This window comes from Mesorhizobium quangtriensis (genome assembly GCF_040081925.1).
Classification (GTDB): domain Bacteria; phylum Pseudomonadota; class Alphaproteobacteria; order Rhizobiales; family Rhizobiaceae; genus Mesorhizobium_K; species Mesorhizobium_K quangtriensis.
Genome location: NZ_JBEBMF010000001.1, coordinates 147,711 through 167,046 on the forward strand (window position 1 = coordinate 147,711; position 19,336 = coordinate 167,046).

Consider the following 19,336-nt stretch of genomic DNA (forward strand, 5'->3'; position numbering starts at 1 on the left):
GCACGGTTTTATCCACGCACCCTCGGCTCAGCCTATCCTGAGCATGTGATTGTCCCAGACGTAGCTTTCATCCCTGGACGACCTGCCACCCGGTTCGACGACCACGCCCGTCCCGGTCGAGACGATGAAGCCGGCGCGATCGGGCGCAGCGCCACACACTTCCGTCAGGCTTTCCACCGCAAGCACGTTTCCGCTAGCTGCCTCGATCACCGCATAGGCATTGCCCTGCGGCGAGGTCACGGCGACCGTGCCGGCTTCCCGATTCGCCGCCACCGAGCCGATATAGTTGCGGAAGCCGTAAAGCACTCTTGGCTCCATGTCGATCAGTTGCAGGTCCTTGCCACGGACGGCGCGGCCGACGAGGGCAGGCTGTTCGGTCGCCGGTCCCTCATGCTGGCAGCCGAACCAGACCGCGCCTGTCTGGTCGGTGTCCATGTGCCTGATGGAGAGCTGGTGCAACTCGGGCGGCAGTTCGTGCTTTTCGACCAGGTCGCCGGTGAACCGGTCGACCAGCACGAAGGACGGTTTCATGGTGGGCAGGTTGAGCTTGGCGCGGCCGAAATCCGGATGCGTCTCGATGCCGCCATTGGCGATCGCGATTGTGCGTCCATCCGCGAGCAGCAGGAGCTCGTGTGGCCCGACGCCATGTGTCGGAAATTCTCCGACCCGGGCAAAACCGTTCGCCGCATCGTAGACGCCGACCATGCCGGCGGCGTTATCGAAATCGTTTTCGGTCGTGTAGAGCAGCCGACCGTCGGGCGAAAAAACGCCATGGCCGAAGAAGTGCCTACCGGCGATGCTGTTCACCGTCATTGGCGGTGCGTCACCCTTGTGTCGGAACGCGACGAAGAAAGTTCCGGGTTGGCGCGCGAACACCACGGAGCGCCCGGAAACCGGATCGAAGGTGATGTCGTGACCACGATCGGGCAGATCTACCGCATGAAGTATTTTGCCGGCTTCCGAAAGAATGGCGGCGCCATAGCTGCCGTCGCGGCGCTGGTAGGCTGTGGCGAAGACAGCGTCCGTCGCGAGGGTGTCGGCGAAAGCCTGCGGGGCAAGCGACGACAGGAAGGCCGCGCCCGCCGCCTTCAGGAAATCGCGGCGGTCTATCAGCATCGGTTTCCTGCGCAAAACCTTGCTGGCCGCCATCTCAGTCTCCATCAAGCGAGGAGAAGCCGGCGGTCAGGCCGAGCGCCCCGGACATCTGCGCATTAAAGATGTCCGACAGGCTGGAGGTCACGAGGCCGAAATAGGCAAGTTTTGCCCGCTTCTCAGGGTCCGCGAGGATATCGGCGATAGATCCATCGAGACCAGACAGGGCGTGCGCTGCATTGGAGAATTCGAAGAGCGCGCTTGGCCCGAGAAACGCTTGGTCCACCGGCAGCGCGCCTGCCATTTTCGAGGCCTCCAGCAGGTCGCGCATGCCGACCATGTTTCCAGCCAATGCGGGAACCGTCTGTGCCGAACGCCAGAACAGCGCCCGTTTCGGCTTGTCGTCCTTCGCTTCCTTGCCGAGGAAACCACCCAGCCGCACGTCGCGCACCAGCTCCGTGCCGGTGATGAACACGTCCATCAGTTTCGTCACGGCCTCCTTGCCGTCCCGGAAAAGCGGGTTGTCGACCGACGGCGTCGCCCAGGTCTTCGCGAAGCCCTCGGGGTCAGCCCAGGCGGCGTCCAGTTCGGTCGCAATGGTCTGGAGGTTGCCCGCGATCGCTGCGCCGTAGGAACAGCGATAAGAATCGGTTGCCGCAAGCTTTTCGGAATCGGCGCCAAACAGCACGAACTCCAGCGCGCCGAGCCCCTGCATGGCGACGCTCTTGCCGGCAAGCTGGTCCGCATCCGTCGCGGTCGGATCCTTGTCGGCGAGTGCCGCCTGAACCTGTTTCAGGCCCGTGCTCTTGCGATCCGGCCAAAACAGCACGCGTTCCATCCGGTTCTGTTCGGTCACCGGCCCGAAGCGGATGATCTCGAGGCGCGACCAAGCGTCGACCGTCTTGCCGAATGCGCCACGAGCCGCATCGAGATTTGCCTGAGACGGCTCGTTGCAGAGCTTTTTGCCGGCTTCCGACAGTCCCGCCGTCGCCTCCGCAAAAGCATGATAGCCGGGCCGCACGAAACCGCCGATGGCGCTATTGACGATGTCCGTCGCCTTGCTGGCGTGAGCAGGCAGCGCGCCTGCGACGAAGGTGAGCGTAACGAAACAGGCGGCCAGGCGAGACTTCATCAGAGCGACTCCAGGAACGTCACCAGGGCTTCACGTTCCGTTGCGGGCAGGTCGGCAAAGCGGTCGCGCGCGGCCTGCGCCTCCCCGCCATGCCAGAGGATGGCTTCCGTCAGGTTGCGGGCGCGACCGTCATGCAGGAAGAAAGTGTGTCCGCTCACCCGTTCGGTCAGGCCTATGCCCCAGAGCGGCGGCGTGCGCCATTCGCTGCCCGTCGCATCGCCAACCTGCTGGCCATCGGCCAGCCCCTCTCCCATGTCGTGGAGAAGAAAATCGGAATAAGGCCAGATAAGCTGGAAGGCGTGCGCCTTGTTCGGCGCGTCGCGCCGCGTGACGAATTTCGGCGTATGGCAGGACGCGCAACCGGATTCGTAGAAGACCTGCTTGCCGCGCAGGACATTCGGCTTGCCGATGTCGCGTCGCGCCGGCACCGCAAGATGTTGCGAGTAGAAGGTGACGAGGTCGAGCACCGGATCGGGCGCTTCGGTGTCGCCCAGCCGTTCCTGCACGCCATTAGGCCTGTCCAGGCAGGCCGTCTGGGCTTGCGTACAGTCACCCCAATGTCTCGGCGCATCCGGACTGGAGATGCCGATGTCGCCGGCGAAGGCTTCCGCCGTCTGCTCCCTGATCGTGGGGGTCGAGGCCTTCCACCCGAAACGGCCGAGTGTCAGTTCTCCTGTCTTCGGGTCGCGAACGAACGACGCCTTGCCCGATATGCCGTCGCCATCCGCATCGTCAGGGTCGGCATTCGCGAGGATATCTGCCGGGTGAATCTGCTCAACCAGCCCGAGGCCGATCATCTGCGGCGTCACCCGTGGAGACAGAGTCGTTCTGGGGTCGAGGGGACCGTAGCCGAGGTTTTCGACCGCATAGGTCGGCTTGCGGAGCGAGACGGAGATCCCGTCACCGAGTGTTACCGGCATTTCCTCGTAGGAGATCTTCATGCGGCCTTCGCCGGCTAGGCCAGGGACTGCGAGATCCTGCAACTGGCCGCCATAAACCGGGTCGGGAAAGTTCGGGGCGGCGTGCTCCGCGACCAGCCTTTTCTCTTCCTCCGTCTCGGCCTGTCGCGCCAACCTGAGGAACATGGAGGTCGCGTCGGAGTTGCCTTCCGGCGGATGGCCGCGACCGTCCTTCAGGTGGCAGCTCTGGCAGGCACGTGCGTTGAACAACGGGCCGAGGCCGTCCGAGGCCTGCGTGGAGGACGGCGACGACACCCAGAGCTTGCGGAACAGAGCGTTGCCGAGCTTGAACGTGCCTTCTTCCTCGAAGCTTATGTTGGCGGAGGATTGCGAGAACGCATCGCGGTTGACGCGCTTCTTCGAAGTGCTCGCGCCGCCCTGCATCAGCTCGAACTTTTCAGGCACGGAAAAGTCAGTGGCCGATGCGGTGATCGCCTTGACGCGCGCGGCGTCTTCCGGCGTCAGGTCGCTGCGGTCGGTCGGCATGCCTGCATCTCTCGCGAAGACCGGCATCAGGACACAAGGCACAAAGACCATGGCGAAAGCTGCTGCCATGGTCTGGAATGCGTGCGGCGCGCGGAAAGGTCGAGTTATGACGCGCCGCATGGTTTCATGGTCCTAGTGCCCTTCGCCCTCGGCCTCATTGGCCGAATCCGCGTTGAGCTGGCCATACTTGGCATCGCCCAGCGAGTTCAGCAGGTCGAGCTGCGTCTCGAGGAAATCGATATGGCCTTCCTCGTCAGCCAGCAGTTCTTCAAACAGCTTCATGGTCACGTAGTCGCCGGCGTCATGGCAGATTTCACGCGACTTCTTGTAGGCGGTGCGAGCGTCGTACTCGCCCGCCAGATCGGCTTCCAGAACTTCCTTCACGTTCTGCCCGATCCGCAACGGCGCCACCGACTGGAGGTTCGGATGGCCTTCGAGGAAGATGATGCGCGCCACGAGCTTGTCGGCATGCTGCATTTCCTCGATCGATTCGGCGCGCTCCTTCTTCGCCAGCTTGGTGTAGCCCCAGTCTTCCAGAAGCCGGTAGTGAACCCAGTACTGGTTGACGGCGCCGAGTTCGAGGAAGAGGGCCTCGTTAAGCCGCTCGATTACCTGCTTTTCGCCCTTCATGGCTTCTGCTCCCGTATTCGGACCGCAGTCCACGGACGCGGTCGAGATGTGAAACGATGTCCACGTCGCTCGCCTCCGAGCGCGCGTGGAAGTGTTCGGTGACCCGAATGATCGTTTCCACCACATTTGGGAAGCAGCCGCAACAGCGACCCCGCTTGCGAAGGGTGTGATAGACCTTCGCAGGCACGATAAGCTGCCAGCGGTCCTGCTCGAGCAGGCCGATGATTGTCTCCTCGATCTCCTTTTCGGTAATCAGGTTGCAGTGACAGACAAGCATCTCGAACTCTTGCTGGCTGGCGGCGCAACTGCGCGCCGCCTGGCTGAATAGGTAGGTATTACTCGAATACCTTGTCAGGGGCGTCGAGACTGTCGGAGCCTTCGAACGCGATGGCGTCGAGCTTCAGTGCGGCGACCGCCCGCTCGATCGAGCGTGTCTGGTCGACCAGCGCGTCGACTCCGGCCTGTACGGCCGCGTTGCCTTCGGCATTGCCCTCGCCGATCTGCTGGTCGTAGGCCTCGCCGCCTTCGGCCCGCTTGGCGATCGCCTCGAAGGCCGCGACAGACGCGTCGATCTTGGCCGACAGTTCGGTATCCACTGAGGCATCCGCCGCCTTCACCAGATCGGAAACCGAGGGTCCCTCGACCTTCGAGCCGTCCACGCGGGTGTAGCTGCCGTGATAGACGTTGCGGATGCCGATCACGTCGTAGAGATGCGAGATGTGCGTATTGTCGGAGAAGCAGTCGTGCTCCTCTTCCGGGTCATGCAGCAGCAGGCCGAGCTTGATACGCTCGCCCGCCAATTCTCCATAGGACAGCGATCCCATGCCGGTCAGGATGCTCGAGATGCCGGCGTTGGTGCCGCCCTCGAGCAGGCCCTTGCGCGCAGCACCGTCGGCACCCCAGTTGCCGACCATTTGCTGGAGGTCGGCGACAAGAAGCTCGGTAGCGGCGGCGAGGTATTCACCGCGACGCTCGCAATTGCCGCCGGTGCAGTTCGCCTTGTCGTAGTCGGTATAGGGCCGGTTGCCGGCGCCGGGGCCTGTTCCGTTAAGGTCCTGGCCCCAGAGCAGGAACTCGATGACGTGGTAGCCGGTCGCGACATTGGCCTCGATGTCGCCGGCTTCCTGCAGGGTGCCCGACAGGAACTCCGGCGTGATCTTCGACGCATCCACCTTCTGGCCGTCGATCGCGATCGACGGATTGGCGATGACATTGGCGGTATAGAGCGTGTTTTCGTCCGACTCCGTACCGTAGGCGGGGTCGATATAGTCGATCAGGCCCTCGTCCAGCGGCCAGGCGTTTACGCGGCCTTCCCAGTCGTCGACGATGGGGTTGCCGAAGCGATAGACTTCCGTCTGCTGGTAGGGCATGCGCGCCGCCTTCCAGGCATCGCGCGCAGCGGCAAGCGTCTCGGCCGACGGGGTTGCGATCAGCGCATCGACCGCAGCGTCCAGAGCCTTGGCGGTCGCGAGCGCATCCTCGTATTCGGCGAGTGCGATATCGGCATAGGTGGTCAGCACCGCCTTGGGGTCGGTTTCGGCCGTTGCGGGCAGCGCCAGCACCGTCAACATGGTCGCGCCCGCCAGCGTGCGGCCTATCACCGCCAAACCCCCACCCTGGTTCATCTTTCTCTCCTTGGCCCAGCGCATGGCAGCGCTCCGAAAAATCTTGTTTGCGAATGGGGAGCCGTGACTTTCCGGCGTTCGCCGCGGCGCTACGCCTTCCTGGCGTGCCGGGCCGGAACCATCAAAGTTCCTCCAATCGACCGGGTTCAAGGCCCGGACATCAAAGGGTTTGCCCCAGGGGGCGTCGTGGTCTGATAGGCCCCCACGTCTGGCCGAGTCAACGAAAATTAGAGAAAAGCTTAACACAATCAATAGTTTAGAATCATTCTAAACTAGAACTGTCATGTTTTCAGACCTTTGATCCGGATTGACATCCGTACCCGGTGAATGCGACGCGAACGCTTTCCGTCACGCCGCGAATGGACACGCGGCGTATCCGGCGGGACTTCAGGATAGAGCGGCATGGAAGACGGCGTTGTCATCATTGGAGCGGGTCACGGCGGCGTCCAGGCTGCAGCGAGCCTGCGCGAGGAAGGCTATCAGGGCCCTGTCATGCTGATCGGCGACGAGCAGGAGCTTCCCTACCACAAGCCGCCGCTCTCCAAGGCCTTCATCAAGGACAAGGAGGCCAAGCCGCAGATTCTGCGCGCCGACGCGTTCTTCTCGGGAGCAAACATCGACCTTCTGCTGGGCGAGCACGTCACAAGCCTCGATCCCGCCGCGAAACAGCTGAAGCTGGCCTCCGGTGCCACGCTCGCGTTCGACAAGGCGATCCTCTCCACCGGCTCGCGGCCGCGCGTGCTGCCGGTCGAGGGCGGGCCGCTCGAAGGCATGCTGTCGTTGCGGTCGATCGCCGACGCGCGCGCCATTCGCGAGTTGGCCTACGCGGTCGAGGACGTGGTGGTTCTGGGCGGCGGTTTCATCGGACTGGAGATCGCGGCGACGCTCGCCGCCGCCGGCCGAAAGGTCACCGTTGTCGAAGCGCAGGACAGGTTGCTCGCCCGCGTTCTTCCCGCGATCATATCGACCCATGTGGCATCGCGTCTCGCCGCGTCGGGAGTCCGCCTGCTGACCGGCACGACGGTCGCGCGAATCGAGGGCGAGGATGGTCGCGTCTCCGCCGTCATAACCTCGACCGGCGAACGCATCCCGGCCCGCATGGTCATCGTCGGCATCGGCGTCGTCCCGAATGTAGAACTGGCTGCTGCGGCCGGCATCGTCACCGCCAACGGCATCCGGGTCGACCAGCACATGCGGACCTCGGCTCCCGACATCCTCGCCATCGGCGACGTGGCCAACTATCGCCACTGGATGACGCAAGAGGACGTCAGGCTGGAATCGGTGCAGAACGCCACCGACCAGGCCCGGTTGGCCGCCCGCACCATCACAGGTCATGACGAGAGCTATTCGGCGGTCCCATGGTTCTGGTCCGATATCGGCGACATGAAGCTGCAGATGGTCGGGCTGACCGGCGGCAGCGACCGGCAGGTCCTATCCGGGGAGCCCGCCGACAACAAGTTTTCCGTTTTCCACTACAAGGGCGACCGGCTTCTGGGCATCGAATCGGTCAACCGGCCTGCCGACCACATGCTCGGCCGCAAGATGATGGGTCTCGGCTTCTCGCCCGATGCAGCCGTCGCAGCGGCGGGAAGCGACGCGCTCAAGGGCGCGCTGGCTGACTGGCAGGCGAACCAGGCCGCGCCGGCCTGATCGCAGCCGCATCAGGCCCGCATCAACCCGCTCTTAAAGTCTTGCTGCCATGCTGCGCATCATGGCTGGACTGGCGCTTCCGAAACTCAGATGGCTTGTCATCGGCGCGATTGCCGTTGGCATCTGGGTCGTGCGCGAGGACATGAAGAACCCGCGCCCGCCGAAAAACGTGCAAACTGAACGGTCCGCCGCGAAGCCGCGCCCGACGCAGCCCGTCGGCGTCAAATCAAGTGCCGCTCCGAAAACGGCGGCCAAGGCTACTCCTGAAAAGCCCGTGCCTCCTAAGCCACTGACCGGCAAAGGGCCGCCAGACAAGACTTTGGCTGCCAAGACCGTGGCTGCGAAGACTCCGCAGCCCGCCGGCAGCGAAACCATCGCGCTGGTTCTGCCCAAGACCGTGGACCGGCCTCCGGCGAGGCCGCAAAAAATCGTCACCGGCTCGATCAGCCGGCCGGACAAGCCGGTATTCATGCAGACGAAGGCGCGCGTGCATCTGCGGGCGCAGGCACGTACGGATGCGGCCGTGATAGCGACGCTGGAGCCGGGCACCGTAATGCGAGAACTGGCGCGCGACGGGGACTGGCGGCTTGTGATGGGCGACGGCCGCAAGGGCTGGGTGCGCGGCGATTACGTCGAGGCGTCCGGCTTCCTCAAGCGGCGGCCAAAGCTGCCTGTCGCGGAAGTCCGCGCTAAAACGCCCTGAAGGTCAGCGTCGTCAGCGAACGGACGATGCCCGGGACATTGGCGATGTGTTCGTTTATGAACTTGCCGATGTCATCCTCGGCCTCGATGTAGATCTTCATCAGGAGGTCGTATTCGCCACTGGTCGAATAGAGCTCCGAGACGATCTCGCGCTCGAACAGCGCATCGGCGACCTCGTAGGTCTTTCCGGGCTGGCACTGGAGCTGCACGAAAACGGCTCTCATCGCGATCTTTCCATTCCCGGGCGCAAGTCTTGCGCCTCTTTTTCGGTCAGGGCCGTTCGATAGCCCGTCTATCCCCTGCTATCAATCCGCCAGCAGCGTGCGCGTCAAGGGGTGGGCCGGATCGGCGAGCCCATCAATGATGTTGAAGTGATGCCGGTCGGGCTCCTCGACATAGGCGGTTGCGCCGCCGACGCCGATCCAGGCATTGGCGAGCAGCTTGCTCTGGCGGATGAATTCGGAGCGTTCCGTACCGCCCACCCAGAATGTCACCGGGATGCCGGCGATCGGCTCCAGGAAAAGCGGACTTTCCGCCTTTGCCTCGGCGTCGTCGATCTTCAGCGTGTCGTTCATCGCCGCACGCATCAGCGGTCGCAAATCGTGGAGGCCGGAAAGGGACACGACGTTGCGTATGCGCCCGCGCACAGCTTCGGACAAAGGCGAGTTTGTGCAGACCATGCGCGTCGCCAGATGTCCGCCAGCCGAGTGGCCGGTGATGCGGATCGACCCATCGACCATGCCTGCGATCTTCTCGATCGCCTGCCCGATTTCCTTCGTGATCCCTGCGATCCGGTTCTGCGGGCAAAGCGTGTAGGTGGGCATGGCGACCGTATAGCCACGCTCGACCGCTCCCCGCGCCAGATTCGACCAGTAGCTCTGGTCGAACTTCATCCAGTAGCCGCCGTGAATGACGACAACGAGACCCTTCGATTCTCCGTCTGGCAGGAAAAGGTCGAAACGGTTGCGTTCGCCGGGTCCGTAGTCGAGGCCGAGCTTCGCCTTGCCGGCCGCTACACGCGCATCACGATAGGCCTTGGCGGGCGCTGCCCAGAACGTGTCCGGCCAACGGTCTCCGCCCGGTATGTATGCACCGTTGGTATAGGCGTCGTCCCAGTCCTGAATGCGTCGATGATACATCTGTGCCTCCGCAGTGTGCCGTTTCATAACCGGCCGTGGACCGGCTGTCACGGCGCAGTCCGGTGCATTCAGCGGATTGCCGAAAACACGCGAAAACCGTTCTCGTCGCGCAGTTCCTCCACCTTCTTGAAAGCCGCCTGCAGGGTCTGCGCATAGGGCAGGCCGCGATTGGCGACCATCAGCAGCCGTCCGCCGGGTTTCAGCGCGGAAGCCGCCCGGCCAATCATCGCCTGGCCGATACCCGGCTCGGCCGCGCGACCCTGATGGAAGGGCGGGTTCATGACAATGAGGTCGTATTTCCGCTCGACCGCCTCACCAACCAGATCGTGCCAGAAGAAGTCGAAGGCCGGAGGCTGCGGCAGGTCGGCAAGGTTGCGCTTTGCGGCTTCCAGAGATTCATAGTCGGCTTCGTAAAGGTCGATGGAGGTCAGTCCCTTGGTGCGTTCCGTCAGCATTGCCGATAGATAGCCCCAGCCTGCGCCGAAATCGGCCGCGGCGCCTTTTGCTGTTTCAGGCAGGCACTCCACCAGCAGCGTCGAGCCGGCGTCGACGCGGTCGTGCGAGAACATGCCGGGCGCTGTTGCGAAACGATCGTCCACCAGAACAGGCTGTGGCCGCAGCGCCGTTATGAATGATGCGTCGGAGGGCCGACGGAACCAGAAGGCGACGCCATGATGCTTCGGCAGCGAATCGTCCGTCCCCACCAGCTTGTTGACGCGCTTGCGCAGCGACCCGATGCCGTCCTCATTGCTGCCGGCAACGAGGATCAGCCCGCCGGCCGCGACGCGCTCGACCGCCTCAGCGATCCAGTCCTCGTTCTGGCCGCGATGCCGGCCCGCAAGCACCAACGCACCGTCACAACCGCGCCCCTCCGGCAGCGCCGATATCGTGTTCCCCGCCGCTTCCAGCGCCCGGAAATGCGGGCGGAAGCCCTGGACGAGATGCAGGTCTGCCGCGAACCCCTCGGGCAGCCGAAAGCCCGGCTCGGCGCCGAGGAAAAGCAAGCGCCCACCGCCCGGCGTGGCGATCGCGCCGCTTTGGAACGGGTGGAACAGGGTGGCGAGAGGGCGGCTTGGTTTCATGCTTGGGATCCGTTTGCGCGCTGGACCGTCGGCTTGCCGCCGATGGCTGAGGGCGCTTTTTCACGCCCCGTGTAGACTGCGCCGCGAATGGAGGAAACCGTCATGTGGCGCGACCGACGCATTCTCGATCTTTTTGGCGTCAAACACCCGATCCTGCTGGCCCCGATGGCAGGCCCGGTCCTCTCGGAGATGGCGATTGCAGTCGCAAGGGAAGGCGGGCTTGGCTCCCTGCCGTCTGCCATGCTCAGTCCTGACCAGACCCGCGCCGAACTGGAGAAATTCCGCGCAGCGGTGAAAGCGCCGGTCAATCTCAACTTCTTCTGCCACACGCCGCCGGTGCCGGACGAAAAGCGAGAGGCGGCGTGGAGCGCAAGGCTCGCTCCTTACTACGCCGAGCTCGGCATCGACCCGGCCGCGCCGATCCCGGTCTCAAGCCGCACGCCGTTCGACGAAAACCTCTGCCAACTGGTCGAGGAGTTGCGGCCGGAAGTCGTCAGCTTCCATTTCGGCCTGCCGCCCGAGGCGCTGTTTGCCCGCGTCAAGGCTGCCGGCGCGAAGGTCATCGCGTCGGCCACCACCGTTCGCGAAGCGATCTGGCTCGCCGAACGCGGCTGCGACGCGATCATCGCGCAGGGATTCGAGGCGGGCGGACATCGTGGCGTTTTCTTGGGCGGCGATGCCGCGCAGCAGGTCGGCACCATGGCGCTCGTGCCGCAGGTCGCGGACGCAGTGAAGGTTCCCGTGATCGCTGCCGGGGGCATCGCCGATGGACGCGGCATCGCGGCGGCATTGGCGCTCGGCGCATCGGCCGCGCAGGTCGGCACGGCCTATCTGTTCTGCCCGGAAGCCAAGATCAACGCACCACACCGCGCGGCGCTAAAGGGCGCATGGGACGACGACACCGTGCTGACGCGCGTCTTTACCGGCCGCCCGGCGCGCGGCATCGTCAACCGCGTCATCCGCCAGGTCGGCGCGATGTCAGACCTGCCGCCGCAGTTCCCGCTTGCCGGCGGCGCGCTGATGCCGCTGCGCGGAAGGGCCGAACCTGCCGGTTCGGGCGATTTCACGCCGCTATGGTCCGGACAGGCGATGCGGCTCGGCCGCGAGATGCCCGCCGGTGATTTGACGCGCACGCTGATACGCGAAACGCAGGAGCGATTGCGGCAGATCGCCGGTTAGGGATCGCGCAACGAAAAAGGGCGCGGCTTTCGCCACGCCCTTTTTAACTCTTAGTCCCGAAAGCTCAGGCGGCGGTCTCTTCGCCTTCGGCCTTCTTGTCGGACTTCGGCAGTTCCTTGCCGGTGGTCTGGTCAACGACCTTCATCGACAGGCGAACCTTGCCGCGCTCGTCGAAGCCCATCAGCTTGACGAAGACCTTCTGGCCTTCCTTGACGACGTCCGACGTCTTGGCGACGCGGTCGTTGGCGAGCTGCGAGATGTGGACCAGGCCATCCTTCGGGCCGAAGAAGTTGACGAAGGCGCCGAAGTCGGCGGTCTTCACCACGGTGCCTTCGTAGATCTCGCCGACTTCCGGCTCGGCCACGATGGTGTGGATCCACTTCTTCGCCGCCTCGATCTCCTTGGCGTTCGACGAAGCGATCTTCACCGTGCCGTCGTCCTCGATGTTGATCTTGGCGCCGGTCTTCTCGACGATCTCGCGGATCACCTTGCCGCCCGAGCCGATCACGTCGCGGATCTTGTCGGTCGGGATGTGCATGACCTCGATGCGCGGCGCAAACTCGCCGAGCTCGGCGCGCGCGCCGGACAGCGCGTTGCCCATCTCGCCGAGGATGTACTCGCGGCCGCCCTTGGCCTGCTCGAGCGCCACCTTCATGATCTCTTCCGTGATGCCGCTGATCTTGATGTCCATCTGCAGCGAGGTGACGCCGTCACGCGTGCCGGCCACCTTGAAGTCCATGTCACCGAGATGGTCCTCGTCGCCGAGGATGTCGGAGAGCACCGCGAAGCGCTCGCCTTCCTTGATCAGGCCCATGGCGATGCCCGCAACCGGCTTGGTGAGCGGGACGCCCGCATCCATCAGCGCCAGCGAGGTGCCGCAGACCGTCGCCATCGAGGACGAGCCGTTCGACTCGGTGATCTCGGAGACGACGCGCAGCGTGTAGGGGAACTGCTCGGCGGCCGGAAGCATCGGGCGAATGGCGCGCCAGGCGAGCTTGCCGTGGCCGATCTCGCGACGGCCCGGCGAACCCATGCGGCCGGTCTCGCCGACGGAGTAGGGCGGGAAGTTGTAGTGGAGAAGGAACTTCTCCTTGTACATGCCGGTCAGGCTATCGACATACTGCTCGTCCTCGCCGGTGCCCAGCGTCGCGACGACCAGCGCCTGCGTCTCGCCACGGGTGAACAGCGCCGAACCGTGGGTGCGCGGCAGGACGCCGACCTCCGACACGATCTTGCGGACCGTAGACAGGTCACGGCCGTCGATGCGCGAGGCGGTGTCGAGGATGTTCCAGCGCACAATCTTGGCCTGGAGTTCCTTGAACACGGTGCCGACCTGCTCGGCGGTCCACTTCGGGGCTTCCTCGCCCTGCGGAGCGAAGGCCGCCTTGACCTTTGCCTTGACGGCGTCGACCGCGGCGTAGCGGGCCTGCTTGTCGACGTTCTTGTAGGCGTCGCGCAGCTCGCCTTCGACGATCTTCAGCATTTCGCCTTCGAGCGCCGAATAGTCCGGCGACGTGAAGTCGCGCGGCTCCTTGGCGGCAACCTCGGCCAGCTTGATGATCGCATCGATCACCGGCTGGAAGCCCTTGTGGCCGAACATGACGGCTCCGAGCATGACGTCCTCGGGAAGCTCCTGGGCCTCGGACTCGACCATGAGAACCGCGTCGCCCGTGCCGGCCACGACCAGGTCCAGCTTGGACTCAGGCATCGTGTCGATGTGCGGGTTGAGAACGAATTCGCCATTGATGTAGCCGACGCGGGCGCCGCCGACAGGGCCCATGAAGGGCACGCCCGACAGGGTCAGCGCAGCGGAGGTGGCAACGATCGACAGGATGTCCGGATCGTTCTCGAGGTCGTGCTGCAGGACGGTGACGACGATCTGCGTGTCGTTCTTGTAGCCTTCCGCAAAGAGCGGGCGGATCGGGCGGTCGATCAGGCGGGAAACCAGTGTTTCCTTCTCCGACGGACGACCTTCGCGCTTGAAGTAACCGCCCGGGATCTTGCCGGCGGCAAACGTCTTTTCCTGGTAGTTGACGGTCAGCGGGAAGAAATCGAAGCCCGCCTTCGGCTCCTTGGCCGACACGACGGTGGCGAGCACGATGGTCTCGCCATAGGTGGCGAGCACAGCGCCGTCAGCCTGACGCGCGATCTTGCCCGTCTCCAGTGTGAGGGGCCGGCCGGCCCATTCGATTTCCACTTTGTGGTGATTGAACATGTCTTGTCCTTTGTATGGAAGGTCGCGCGGAACGCATTCCGCACGCTGAACCTTCCTGGCTTCGTTCGGGCGAGCCACGGGCAAGACAACGGGAAGCTCGGTTAAGCGGGCCATCGGCCCGAGCGTCCTGCAATCCTGCCCCATGACCGTCCATGGGCGGCTCGTGCCGGACCCCTTCCGGTTCGAGCCTGCGGACCGCCTCGCGGCGATCCGAATGCAAAACCGGCGCGCCTAGGCGCGCCGGGAAGTCGTCAACGGCGCAGGCCGAGCTTATCGATCAGGGTCGAATAGCGGGCCTCGTCCTTGCGCTTGAGGTAATCAAGCAGACTGCGGCGCTGCGAAACCAGTGCGAGCAGACCACGGCGGGAATGGTTGTCCTTCTTGTGGTCCTTGAAGTGCTCGGTCAGGTTCTTGATGCGTTCGGAAAGAAGCGCAACCTGCACTTCAGGCGAACCAGTGTCGCCCTTTGCGGTTGCAAACTCGGCCAGAAGGGCCGCCTTACGCTCTGCGGTAATCGACATCGGATTCTTCCTTTCAAATTGAGGAACGGGACGCCCAAAGCCGGGATGTCGTCCAGCAAGGGCCAGTGAACAAAGCGCCGGAAATCAAGCCGTTTTGCCTGTTCGGGCGCGATGTTGCGCGGCATATAGGCGAATTTCCGACAAAAAGCCAGAGAGCATTTTGAGGGCCTGTTTCCCGGCTTTGTAGGGGCTCAACCGGCAAAAACCCGCTTCGGCTTGAACATTCCGGCCTCGATCGCGCCGATCGCCACCAGCCGTCCCCTTGCCGTGGCGCAGGCCTCTTCCGCCTCCACCGGAGCGTCGCGGCCACGGATGATGACGGGATTGCCGAGCCTTATGCGGTTCGCCGCGTCGTCGGTCAACGCAACCTGCGGCAGGCATTCGAGCGCCGCGCCGGTATCGACCACCAGATCGTCGATCGCCGAGAAGTCGGTCGGCAGCGGTTCTCCCTCCTGTTGGCCGGCCTCACCGAAACGAGCTGCCTCCAGTTCGGCGACCGTGACGAAATCCTCCGGCGTGAAAGGATCGACCTCGACGCGGCGCAACTCCGAAATGTGGCCGAAACAACCGAGGTCGCGGCCCATGTCGCGTGCCAGGCTACGCACATAGGTGCCCTTGCCGCATTCGATCTCGAAGACGGTCGATCCCTCACGCATCTCGACGAGATCGAAGCGGCCGATCTCGACCTCGCGCTCGGGAATCTCGACGGTGCCGCCGTCGCGCGCGATGTCATAGGCCCGTTCGCCGGCGATCTTGATGGCGGAAAACTGTGGCGGCGTCTGCATGATGACGCCGGTATATTTCGGCAGCAGGGCGCGGATGTCCGCCTCGGCGGGCCGGTTGTCCGACGTCTTCGTCACCGGGCCTTCGAGGTCGTCGGTCGAGCGCTCCTCGCCCCACGCCACGGTAAAGCGATAAACCTTTGCGCCATCCTGCACGTACGGAACGGTCTTGGTCGCCTCGCCAAGGGCGATCGGCAGCATGCCCGACGCCAGCGGATCGAGCGTGCCGGCGTGCCCAGCCTTCTCGGCCTGGAACAGCCACTTCACCTTCGAGACGGCCTCCGTCGAGCCCATGCCGACAGGCTTGTCCAAAATCACCCAGCCGGAAACCGGCCGGCCTTTCTTCTTGCCTCTGCGGGCCATCAGTTGTCCTTGTCGTTCTCGTCGTGATCGAGGTCGCGCGCCACTTCGGGCGACCTCAGCAGATCATTGATCTTCGTGAAATTGTCGAAGCTGGTGTCCAGCCGGAAGCGGAACTCCGGCATGTATTTCATCTGGCGAAGCGCGTGGCTGACGCGCCCGCGAATGAATTTCGCATGATGGTTCAGCGCCTCGACCACGGCGCCGTCATCCTTGGCGCCCAACGGTGAGACGAAGGCGGTTGCGATCTTGAGGTCCGGCGACATGCGCACCTCGGAGATCGAGATGACGCTCGTCTCGATCAAAGGATCGATGATATCGCCACGCTGCAGCGATTCCGAAAGCGCATGGCGCACCTGTTCGCCGACGCGCAGCATGCGCTGGGATGGGCCTGAGCCTGAGCTTCTGGACATGATTCCAATCTTGAAGTCGTGCGACAGCGGAATGGAACCGCGTCCGCATGTTCAATCTCACTTCATTCTGTCGCCGGCGGCAGCCGGCAGAGTCCGGGAACGGCTCGTACCGCCGTCCCCGGGATCGTGCTTAGAGCGACCGCGTTACCATCTCCACGCGGAAGCACTCGATGACGTCGCCGACCTGAATGTTCTCGTAGTTCTGGAAGGCCATGCCGCATTCCTGGCCGACCGGGACCTCGGACACTTCGTCCTTGAAGCGCTTTAGTGTCTTTAGCGTGCCTTCGTGGATGACCACGTTGTCGCGGATCAGGCGAACGCCAGCGCCACGCTCGACCTTGCCTTCGGTGACACGGCAGCCGGCGATCTTGCCGACCTTCGTGATGTCGAAGACCTCGAGGATCTCGGCATTGCCAAGGAAGGTTTCGCGACGTTCCGGCGAGAGCAGGCCCGACATAGCCGCCTTCACGTCATCCACGAGATTGTAGATGATGTTATAGTAGCGGATATCGAGGCCGATGCTTTCGGCCGCCGACTTTGCCTGCGGATTGGCGCGCACGTTGAAGCCGATCATGGCGGCGCCCGACGTCTCAGCGAGCGACACGTCCGTCTCGGTGATCGCGCCGACACCCGAATGGACGATCCGCGCGCGAACCTCGTCGGTGCCGAGCTTGTCGATCGCAGCGGCGATCGCCTCGATCGAGCCCTGCACGTCGCCCTTGATGACCAACGGGAATTCCTTCAGCCCGCTCGTCTGCAACTGCGACATCATCTGCTCCAGCGAACCGCGCTGGCCGGCATGCTTGGCCACCGCCTTGTCACGGGCGATGCGCTGGCGATACTCGGTGATTTCGCGGGCGCGCGCCTCGTTCGGCACAGTCGCAAAGCGGTCGCCGGCCCGGGGCGAGCTCTGCAGGCCCAACACTTCGACAGGGGTCGACGGACCAGCTTCCTTGAGCTGCTCGCCGCGATCGTTGAGGATCGCGCGCACACGGCCCCATTCGCTGCCGGCGACGACAATGTCGCCGATCATCAGCGTGCCGGTCTGGACGAGAACCGTCGCGACAGCGCCGCGGCCCTTGTCCAGCTTCGACTCGATGACGACGCCTTCCGACGTGCGGTCCGGGTTGGCCTTGAGATCGAGCACCTCGGCCTGCAGCAGGATTGCTTCCAGCAGCTTGTCTAGATTGGTGCCCTTTGTGGCGGAAACCTCGACGTCGAGCACTTCGCCGCCCATCGATTCCACGAACACTTCGTGCTGCAGAAGCTGCGTGCGCACCTTCTGCGGATCGGCGCTCGGCTTGTCGATCTTGTTGATCGCGACGATGATCGGCACGCCGGCCGCTTTGGCATGGTTGATGGACTCGATCGTCTGCGGCATCACCGAGTCGTCGGCCGCAACCACCAGCACGGCGATGTCCGTCGCTTGCGCGCCGCGGGCGCGCATGGCAGTGAACGCGGCGTGGCCGGGCGTGTCGATGAAGGTGATCTTGTGACCGTCCTTCTCCACCTGGTAGGCGCCGATATGCTGCGTGATGCCGCCGGCCTCGCCCGCGACAACCTTCGCGTTGCGGATGGCGTCCAGCAGCGACGTCTTGCCGTGGTCGACGTGTCCCATGATGGTGACGACCGGCGGACGCGACACCAGATCCTCTTCCTTGTCCGGCGCCTTGAAGACGCCTTCCTCGATGTCGGCCTCGGCAACCCGGCGCACCGTGTGGCCGAACTCGTTGGCAACCAGTTCAGCCGTGTCGGCGTCGATCACGTCGCCCGGCTTCATGATGTCGCCCTGCTTCATGAAGAACTTCACGATGTCGACCGCGCGCTCCGACATGCGGTTGGCGAGATCGGTGATCGTGATCGTCTCCGGCAGCACCACTTCGCGCGAAATCTTCTCGCGGGGCTCCTGGTGCATAGCACGCTTGAACTTCTCCTGACGGCGGCGGGCGGCGGCGAGCGAACGCCCGCGCGCAGCATCGCCATCGTCCGATGTCGCTGAACTCAGCGTCAGCTTGCCACGACGGCGATCTTCCTCGCCCTTCGTGCGCTGCGGTTTCTCCGGCACCTGCGGGGTCAGGCGGCGCGGCGGAAGGCCAGCTGCTGCACCCACGCGACGTGGCTTGGCTTCTTCCTCATCCGGTGTCTGGTCAGCCAGGGGAGTCCGGCGGCGGGCCTCCTCCTCGGCGCGACGGCGCGATTCCGCTTCGGCGAGAAGCCGAGCTTCCTCGTCAGCCTGGCGACGCGCGGATTCCTCACGCTCGCGCTTGCGGCGCTCATCCTCTTCCTGGCGGCGCTTGGCGTCGTCGATGGCGCGCTGGCGATCCTCGACTTCGCGGACCTTCGATCCCTCGAGAGCGCGACGGCGCGCCTCCATCTCGTCCGCAGACAGATCATTGAGCACGAGGTTCGGCCGGTCAGGCGCGGGCGCGCGGGGAGCTGGCTTCGGCGCTTCCTGCACGACGGGCTTGGCGACGGGCGCAGGAGCGGGAGCAGCCTTCGGCGTAAACACCGAGGCCGCATCCGGCTTCTCGCCGGGCTTGACGAACTTGCGCTTGGTCTCGACGACGACGGACTTCGTGCGTCCGTGCGAGAAGTTCTGCCGCACGGTCGACTGCTCGACGCCCGGACGCTTCAGCGTCAGCGTCTTCTTGGTGTTGACACTCAACGTCTTGTCGTCACCGGTTTTCGTATCGGTCATTCCACATCCTCTGCGGCTTCATTCTTGCCGGCAATCGCCGCAAACATTGCCAGATCATCCGGGGATCCGCCCCGGTATCGGTCAAGCGCAACCGTGCGCTTTTCAGCCGATCTGCCCGCGTCGCCCGCGAGAACGGCTGCATGTATCACATTTGTACCGCCCAATGCCAAACCCATTTCCTGTTCGGAAAAAAGTTTGTAAGCGCGGATTTCCGGCCCTCCCAGATGGACCGTGGCGCGACGTGCCTGCGCAATTTTGCGGACCCCGTCCTCTGAAGCCTCCCCGGCGTGGAGCACGAAAAGCGCACTGCCGTCGCGCACTGCCGACTCGACCTTGGTCGCGCCGAGAGCCACCACGCCAGCCTTGCGCGCCAGCCCGAGGGAACCCAGCGCCGACTTCGCAAGCAGCCTGTCCACCAGATCGCCAATGTCTGCCGGCACCGACAGTTCGGTCTTCAGCACCCTGCCGAACAGGCCCTTCCTGGCGGCCTTGTCGACATGCGCGCGGTCGGCGGTCACCCAGCAGCCGCGGCCGGGCAGATTTCTCTTCAGATCCGGTACGACGGCCCCGTCCGGGCCGACAACAAAACGGATCAGCTCATCCGGCCCGGACTGCCGACGCGTGACGATGCAGGTACGATCGTTCATCTCGTCCAAGATGTGCTCCGGGCC

19 protein-coding genes are annotated in these 19,336 nt (G+C 64.2%); 4 read left to right on the forward strand and 15 right to left on the reverse strand.

Annotation, left to right across the window (positions count from 1 at the left end; genetic code table 11):
• Window positions 1-27 precede the first annotated feature (27 nt).
• The 5 genes from ABMA32_RS00755 to ABMA32_RS00775 form a co-directional block, all read right to left on the reverse strand.
• Window positions 28-1,149 carry a DUF1513 domain-containing protein gene (locus ABMA32_RS00755; protein WP_349011830.1) on the reverse strand — a complete coding sequence of 374 codons (1,122 nt, stop codon included), beginning with the start codon at window positions 1,147-1,149 and terminating at the stop codon, window positions 28-30.
• Between the two features lies 1 nt (window position 1,150).
• A complete protein-coding gene (locus ABMA32_RS00760) occupies window positions 1,151-2,224 on the reverse strand; it encodes an imelysin family protein (protein ID WP_349011831.1) in 1,074 nt (357 codons plus the stop codon).
• Window positions 2,224-3,720, reverse strand: coding sequence for a di-heme oxidoreductase family protein (locus ABMA32_RS00765; protein ID WP_425475488.1), 1,497 nt, complete (start codon window positions 3,718-3,720; stop codon window positions 2,224-2,226). The genes ABMA32_RS00760 and ABMA32_RS00765 overlap by 1 nt, the downstream gene beginning before the upstream one ends.
• Before the next feature lie 81 nt (window positions 3,721-3,801).
• Window positions 3,802-4,299 carry a bacterioferritin gene (gene bfr / locus ABMA32_RS00770; protein WP_349011832.1) on the reverse strand — a complete coding sequence of 166 codons (498 nt, stop codon included), beginning with the start codon at window positions 4,297-4,299 and terminating at the stop codon, window positions 3,802-3,804.
• On the reverse strand, window positions 4,265-4,522 hold the full coding sequence (locus ABMA32_RS00775) for a (2Fe-2S)-binding protein (protein ID WP_349013287.1): 258 nt from the start codon (window positions 4,520-4,522) through the stop codon (window positions 4,265-4,267). Before ABMA32_RS00775 ends, bfr begins: the two co-directional genes overlap by 35 nt.
• On the opposite strand from ABMA32_RS00775, the gene ABMA32_RS00780 reads away from it, so the two are divergent.
• Window positions 4,424-4,627, forward strand: a complete 204-nt coding sequence (locus ABMA32_RS00780) for a hypothetical protein (RefSeq protein ID WP_349013288.1) — start codon at window positions 4,424-4,426, stop codon at window positions 4,625-4,627. The genes ABMA32_RS00775 and ABMA32_RS00780 overlap by 99 nt on opposite strands.
• A 7-nt stretch (window positions 4,628-4,634) precedes the next feature.
• On the opposite strand, the gene ABMA32_RS00785 is transcribed toward ABMA32_RS00780, so the two are convergent.
• A complete protein-coding gene (locus ABMA32_RS00785; protein ID WP_425475454.1) occupies window positions 4,635-5,924 on the reverse strand; it encodes an imelysin family protein in 1,290 nt (429 codons plus the stop codon).
• A gap of 402 nt (window positions 5,925-6,326) precedes the next feature.
• Between ABMA32_RS00785 and ABMA32_RS00790 the strand changes: the two genes are divergently transcribed.
• Both ABMA32_RS00790 and ABMA32_RS00795 read left to right on the forward strand, forming a co-directional pair.
• The gene (locus ABMA32_RS00790) at window positions 6,327-7,574 is read left to right on the forward strand and encodes an NAD(P)/FAD-dependent oxidoreductase (protein WP_349011833.1); all 1,248 of its coding nucleotides are present in this window, start codon (window positions 6,327-6,329) and stop codon (window positions 7,572-7,574) included.
• A gap of 49 nt (window positions 7,575-7,623) precedes the next feature.
• Complete coding sequence (locus ABMA32_RS00795; protein WP_349011834.1) at window positions 7,624-8,277, forward strand: SH3 domain-containing protein; 654 nt, start codon at window positions 7,624-7,626, stop codon at window positions 8,275-8,277.
• Here ABMA32_RS00795 and ABMA32_RS00800 read toward each other — a convergent pair.
• The 3 genes from ABMA32_RS00800 to ABMA32_RS00810 form a co-directional block, all read right to left on the reverse strand.
• Window positions 8,264-8,500 carry an Lrp/AsnC ligand binding domain-containing protein gene (locus ABMA32_RS00800; protein ID WP_292766812.1) on the reverse strand — a complete coding sequence of 79 codons (237 nt, stop codon included), beginning with the start codon at window positions 8,498-8,500 and terminating at the stop codon, window positions 8,264-8,266. The two genes, ABMA32_RS00795 and ABMA32_RS00800, sit on opposite strands and share 14 nt — an antisense overlap.
• Window positions 8,501-8,581: 81 nt before the next feature.
• Window positions 8,582-9,415 (reverse strand): alpha/beta hydrolase, encoded by an 834-nt coding sequence (locus ABMA32_RS00805; RefSeq protein WP_349011835.1) that lies wholly within the window; start codon window positions 9,413-9,415, stop codon window positions 8,582-8,584.
• Between the two features lie 68 nt (window positions 9,416-9,483).
• Window positions 9,484-10,497, reverse strand: a complete 1,014-nt coding sequence (locus tag ABMA32_RS00810) for a class I SAM-dependent methyltransferase (RefSeq protein WP_349011836.1) — start codon at window positions 10,495-10,497, stop codon at window positions 9,484-9,486.
• 102 nt (window positions 10,498-10,599) lie between these two features.
• Between ABMA32_RS00810 and ABMA32_RS00815 the strand changes: the two genes are divergently transcribed.
• Entirely contained in the window at window positions 10,600-11,676 is a 1,077-nt protein-coding gene (locus ABMA32_RS00815; protein ID WP_349011837.1) for an NAD(P)H-dependent flavin oxidoreductase, read from the forward strand.
• A 64-nt stretch (window positions 11,677-11,740) separates the two neighbouring features.
• On the opposite strand, the gene pnp is transcribed toward ABMA32_RS00815, so the two are convergent.
• The 6 genes from pnp to ABMA32_RS00845 all read right to left on the reverse strand — a co-directional run bounded on the left by pnp (window position 11,741) and on the right by ABMA32_RS00845 (window position 19,312).
• Window positions 11,741-13,891, reverse strand: a complete 2,151-nt coding sequence (gene pnp, locus ABMA32_RS00820) for a polyribonucleotide nucleotidyltransferase (RefSeq protein ID WP_349011838.1) — start codon at window positions 13,889-13,891, stop codon at window positions 11,741-11,743.
• A gap of 251 nt (window positions 13,892-14,142) precedes the next feature.
• Window positions 14,143-14,412 (reverse strand): 30S ribosomal protein S15, encoded by a 270-nt coding sequence (gene rpsO, locus ABMA32_RS00825; RefSeq protein WP_292766801.1) that lies wholly within the window; start codon window positions 14,410-14,412, stop codon window positions 14,143-14,145.
• A 191-nt stretch (window positions 14,413-14,603) separates the two neighbouring features.
• A complete protein-coding gene (gene truB, locus ABMA32_RS00830) occupies window positions 14,604-15,557 on the reverse strand; it encodes a tRNA pseudouridine(55) synthase TruB (protein WP_349011839.1) in 954 nt (317 codons plus the stop codon).
• A complete protein-coding gene (gene rbfA / locus ABMA32_RS00835) occupies window positions 15,557-15,967 on the reverse strand; it encodes a 30S ribosome-binding factor RbfA (RefSeq protein ID WP_349011840.1) in 411 nt (136 codons plus the stop codon). Before rbfA ends, truB begins: the two co-directional genes overlap by 1 nt.
• A 130-nt stretch (window positions 15,968-16,097) precedes the next feature.
• A complete protein-coding gene (gene infB, locus ABMA32_RS00840) occupies window positions 16,098-18,665 on the reverse strand; it encodes a translation initiation factor IF-2 (RefSeq protein ID WP_349011841.1) in 2,568 nt (855 codons plus the stop codon).
• Window positions 18,662-19,312, reverse strand: coding sequence for an RNA-binding protein (locus ABMA32_RS00845; RefSeq protein ID WP_349013290.1), 651 nt, complete (start codon window positions 19,310-19,312; stop codon window positions 18,662-18,664). Before ABMA32_RS00845 ends, infB begins: the two co-directional genes overlap by 4 nt.
• Between the last annotated feature and the right edge of the window lie 24 nt (window positions 19,313-19,336).

Bases quoted from the DNA above. Each gene is read 5' to 3' on its own strand.
- ABMA32_RS00755 (WP_349011830.1), bottom strand. From the start codon at position 1,149: ATGGCGGCCAGCAAGGTTTTGCGCAGGAAACCGATGCTGATAGACCGC.
- ABMA32_RS00760 (WP_349011831.1), bottom strand. From the start codon at position 2,224: ATGAAGTCTCGCCTGGCCGCCTGTTTCGTTACGCTCACCTTCGTCGCA.
- ABMA32_RS00765 (WP_425475488.1), bottom strand. From the start codon at position 3,720: ATGGTCTTTGTGCCTTGTGTCCTGATGCCGGTCTTCGCGAGAGATGCA.
- bfr (WP_349011832.1), bottom strand. From the start codon at position 4,299: ATGAAGGGCGAAAAGCAGGTAATCGAGCGGCTTAACGAGGCCCTCTTC.
- ABMA32_RS00785 (WP_425475454.1), bottom strand. From the start codon at position 5,924: ATGAACCAGGGTGGGGGTTTGGCGGTGATAGGCCGCACGCTGGCGGGC.
- ABMA32_RS00790 (WP_349011833.1), top strand. From the start codon at position 6,327: ATGGAAGACGGCGTTGTCATCATTGGAGCGGGTCACGGCGGCGTCCAG.
- ABMA32_RS00795 (WP_349011834.1), top strand. From the start codon at position 7,624: ATGCTGCGCATCATGGCTGGACTGGCGCTTCCGAAACTCAGATGGCTT.
- ABMA32_RS00800 (WP_292766812.1), bottom strand. From the start codon at position 8,500: ATGAGAGCCGTTTTCGTGCAGCTCCAGTGCCAGCCCGGAAAGACCTAC.
- ABMA32_RS00805 (WP_349011835.1), bottom strand. From the start codon at position 9,415: ATGTATCATCGACGCATTCAGGACTGGGACGACGCCTATACCAACGGT.
- ABMA32_RS00810 (WP_349011836.1), bottom strand. From the start codon at position 10,497: ATGAAACCAAGCCGCCCTCTCGCCACCCTGTTCCACCCGTTCCAAAGC.
- ABMA32_RS00815 (WP_349011837.1), top strand. From the start codon at position 10,600: ATGTGGCGCGACCGACGCATTCTCGATCTTTTTGGCGTCAAACACCCG.
- pnp (WP_349011838.1), bottom strand. From the start codon at position 13,891: ATGTTCAATCACCACAAAGTGGAAATCGAATGGGCCGGCCGGCCCCTC.
- rpsO (WP_292766801.1), bottom strand. From the start codon at position 14,412: ATGTCGATTACCGCAGAGCGTAAGGCGGCCCTTCTGGCCGAGTTTGCA.
- truB (WP_349011839.1), bottom strand. From the start codon at position 15,557: ATGGCCCGCAGAGGCAAGAAGAAAGGCCGGCCGGTTTCCGGCTGGGTG.
- rbfA (WP_349011840.1), bottom strand. From the start codon at position 15,967: ATGTCCAGAAGCTCAGGCTCAGGCCCATCCCAGCGCATGCTGCGCGTC.
- infB (WP_349011841.1), bottom strand. From the start codon at position 18,665: ATGACCGATACGAAAACCGGTGACGACAAGACGTTGAGTGTCAACACC.
- ABMA32_RS00845 (WP_349013290.1), bottom strand. From the start codon at position 19,312: ATGAACGATCGTACCTGCATCGTCACGCGTCGGCAGTCCGGGCCGGAT.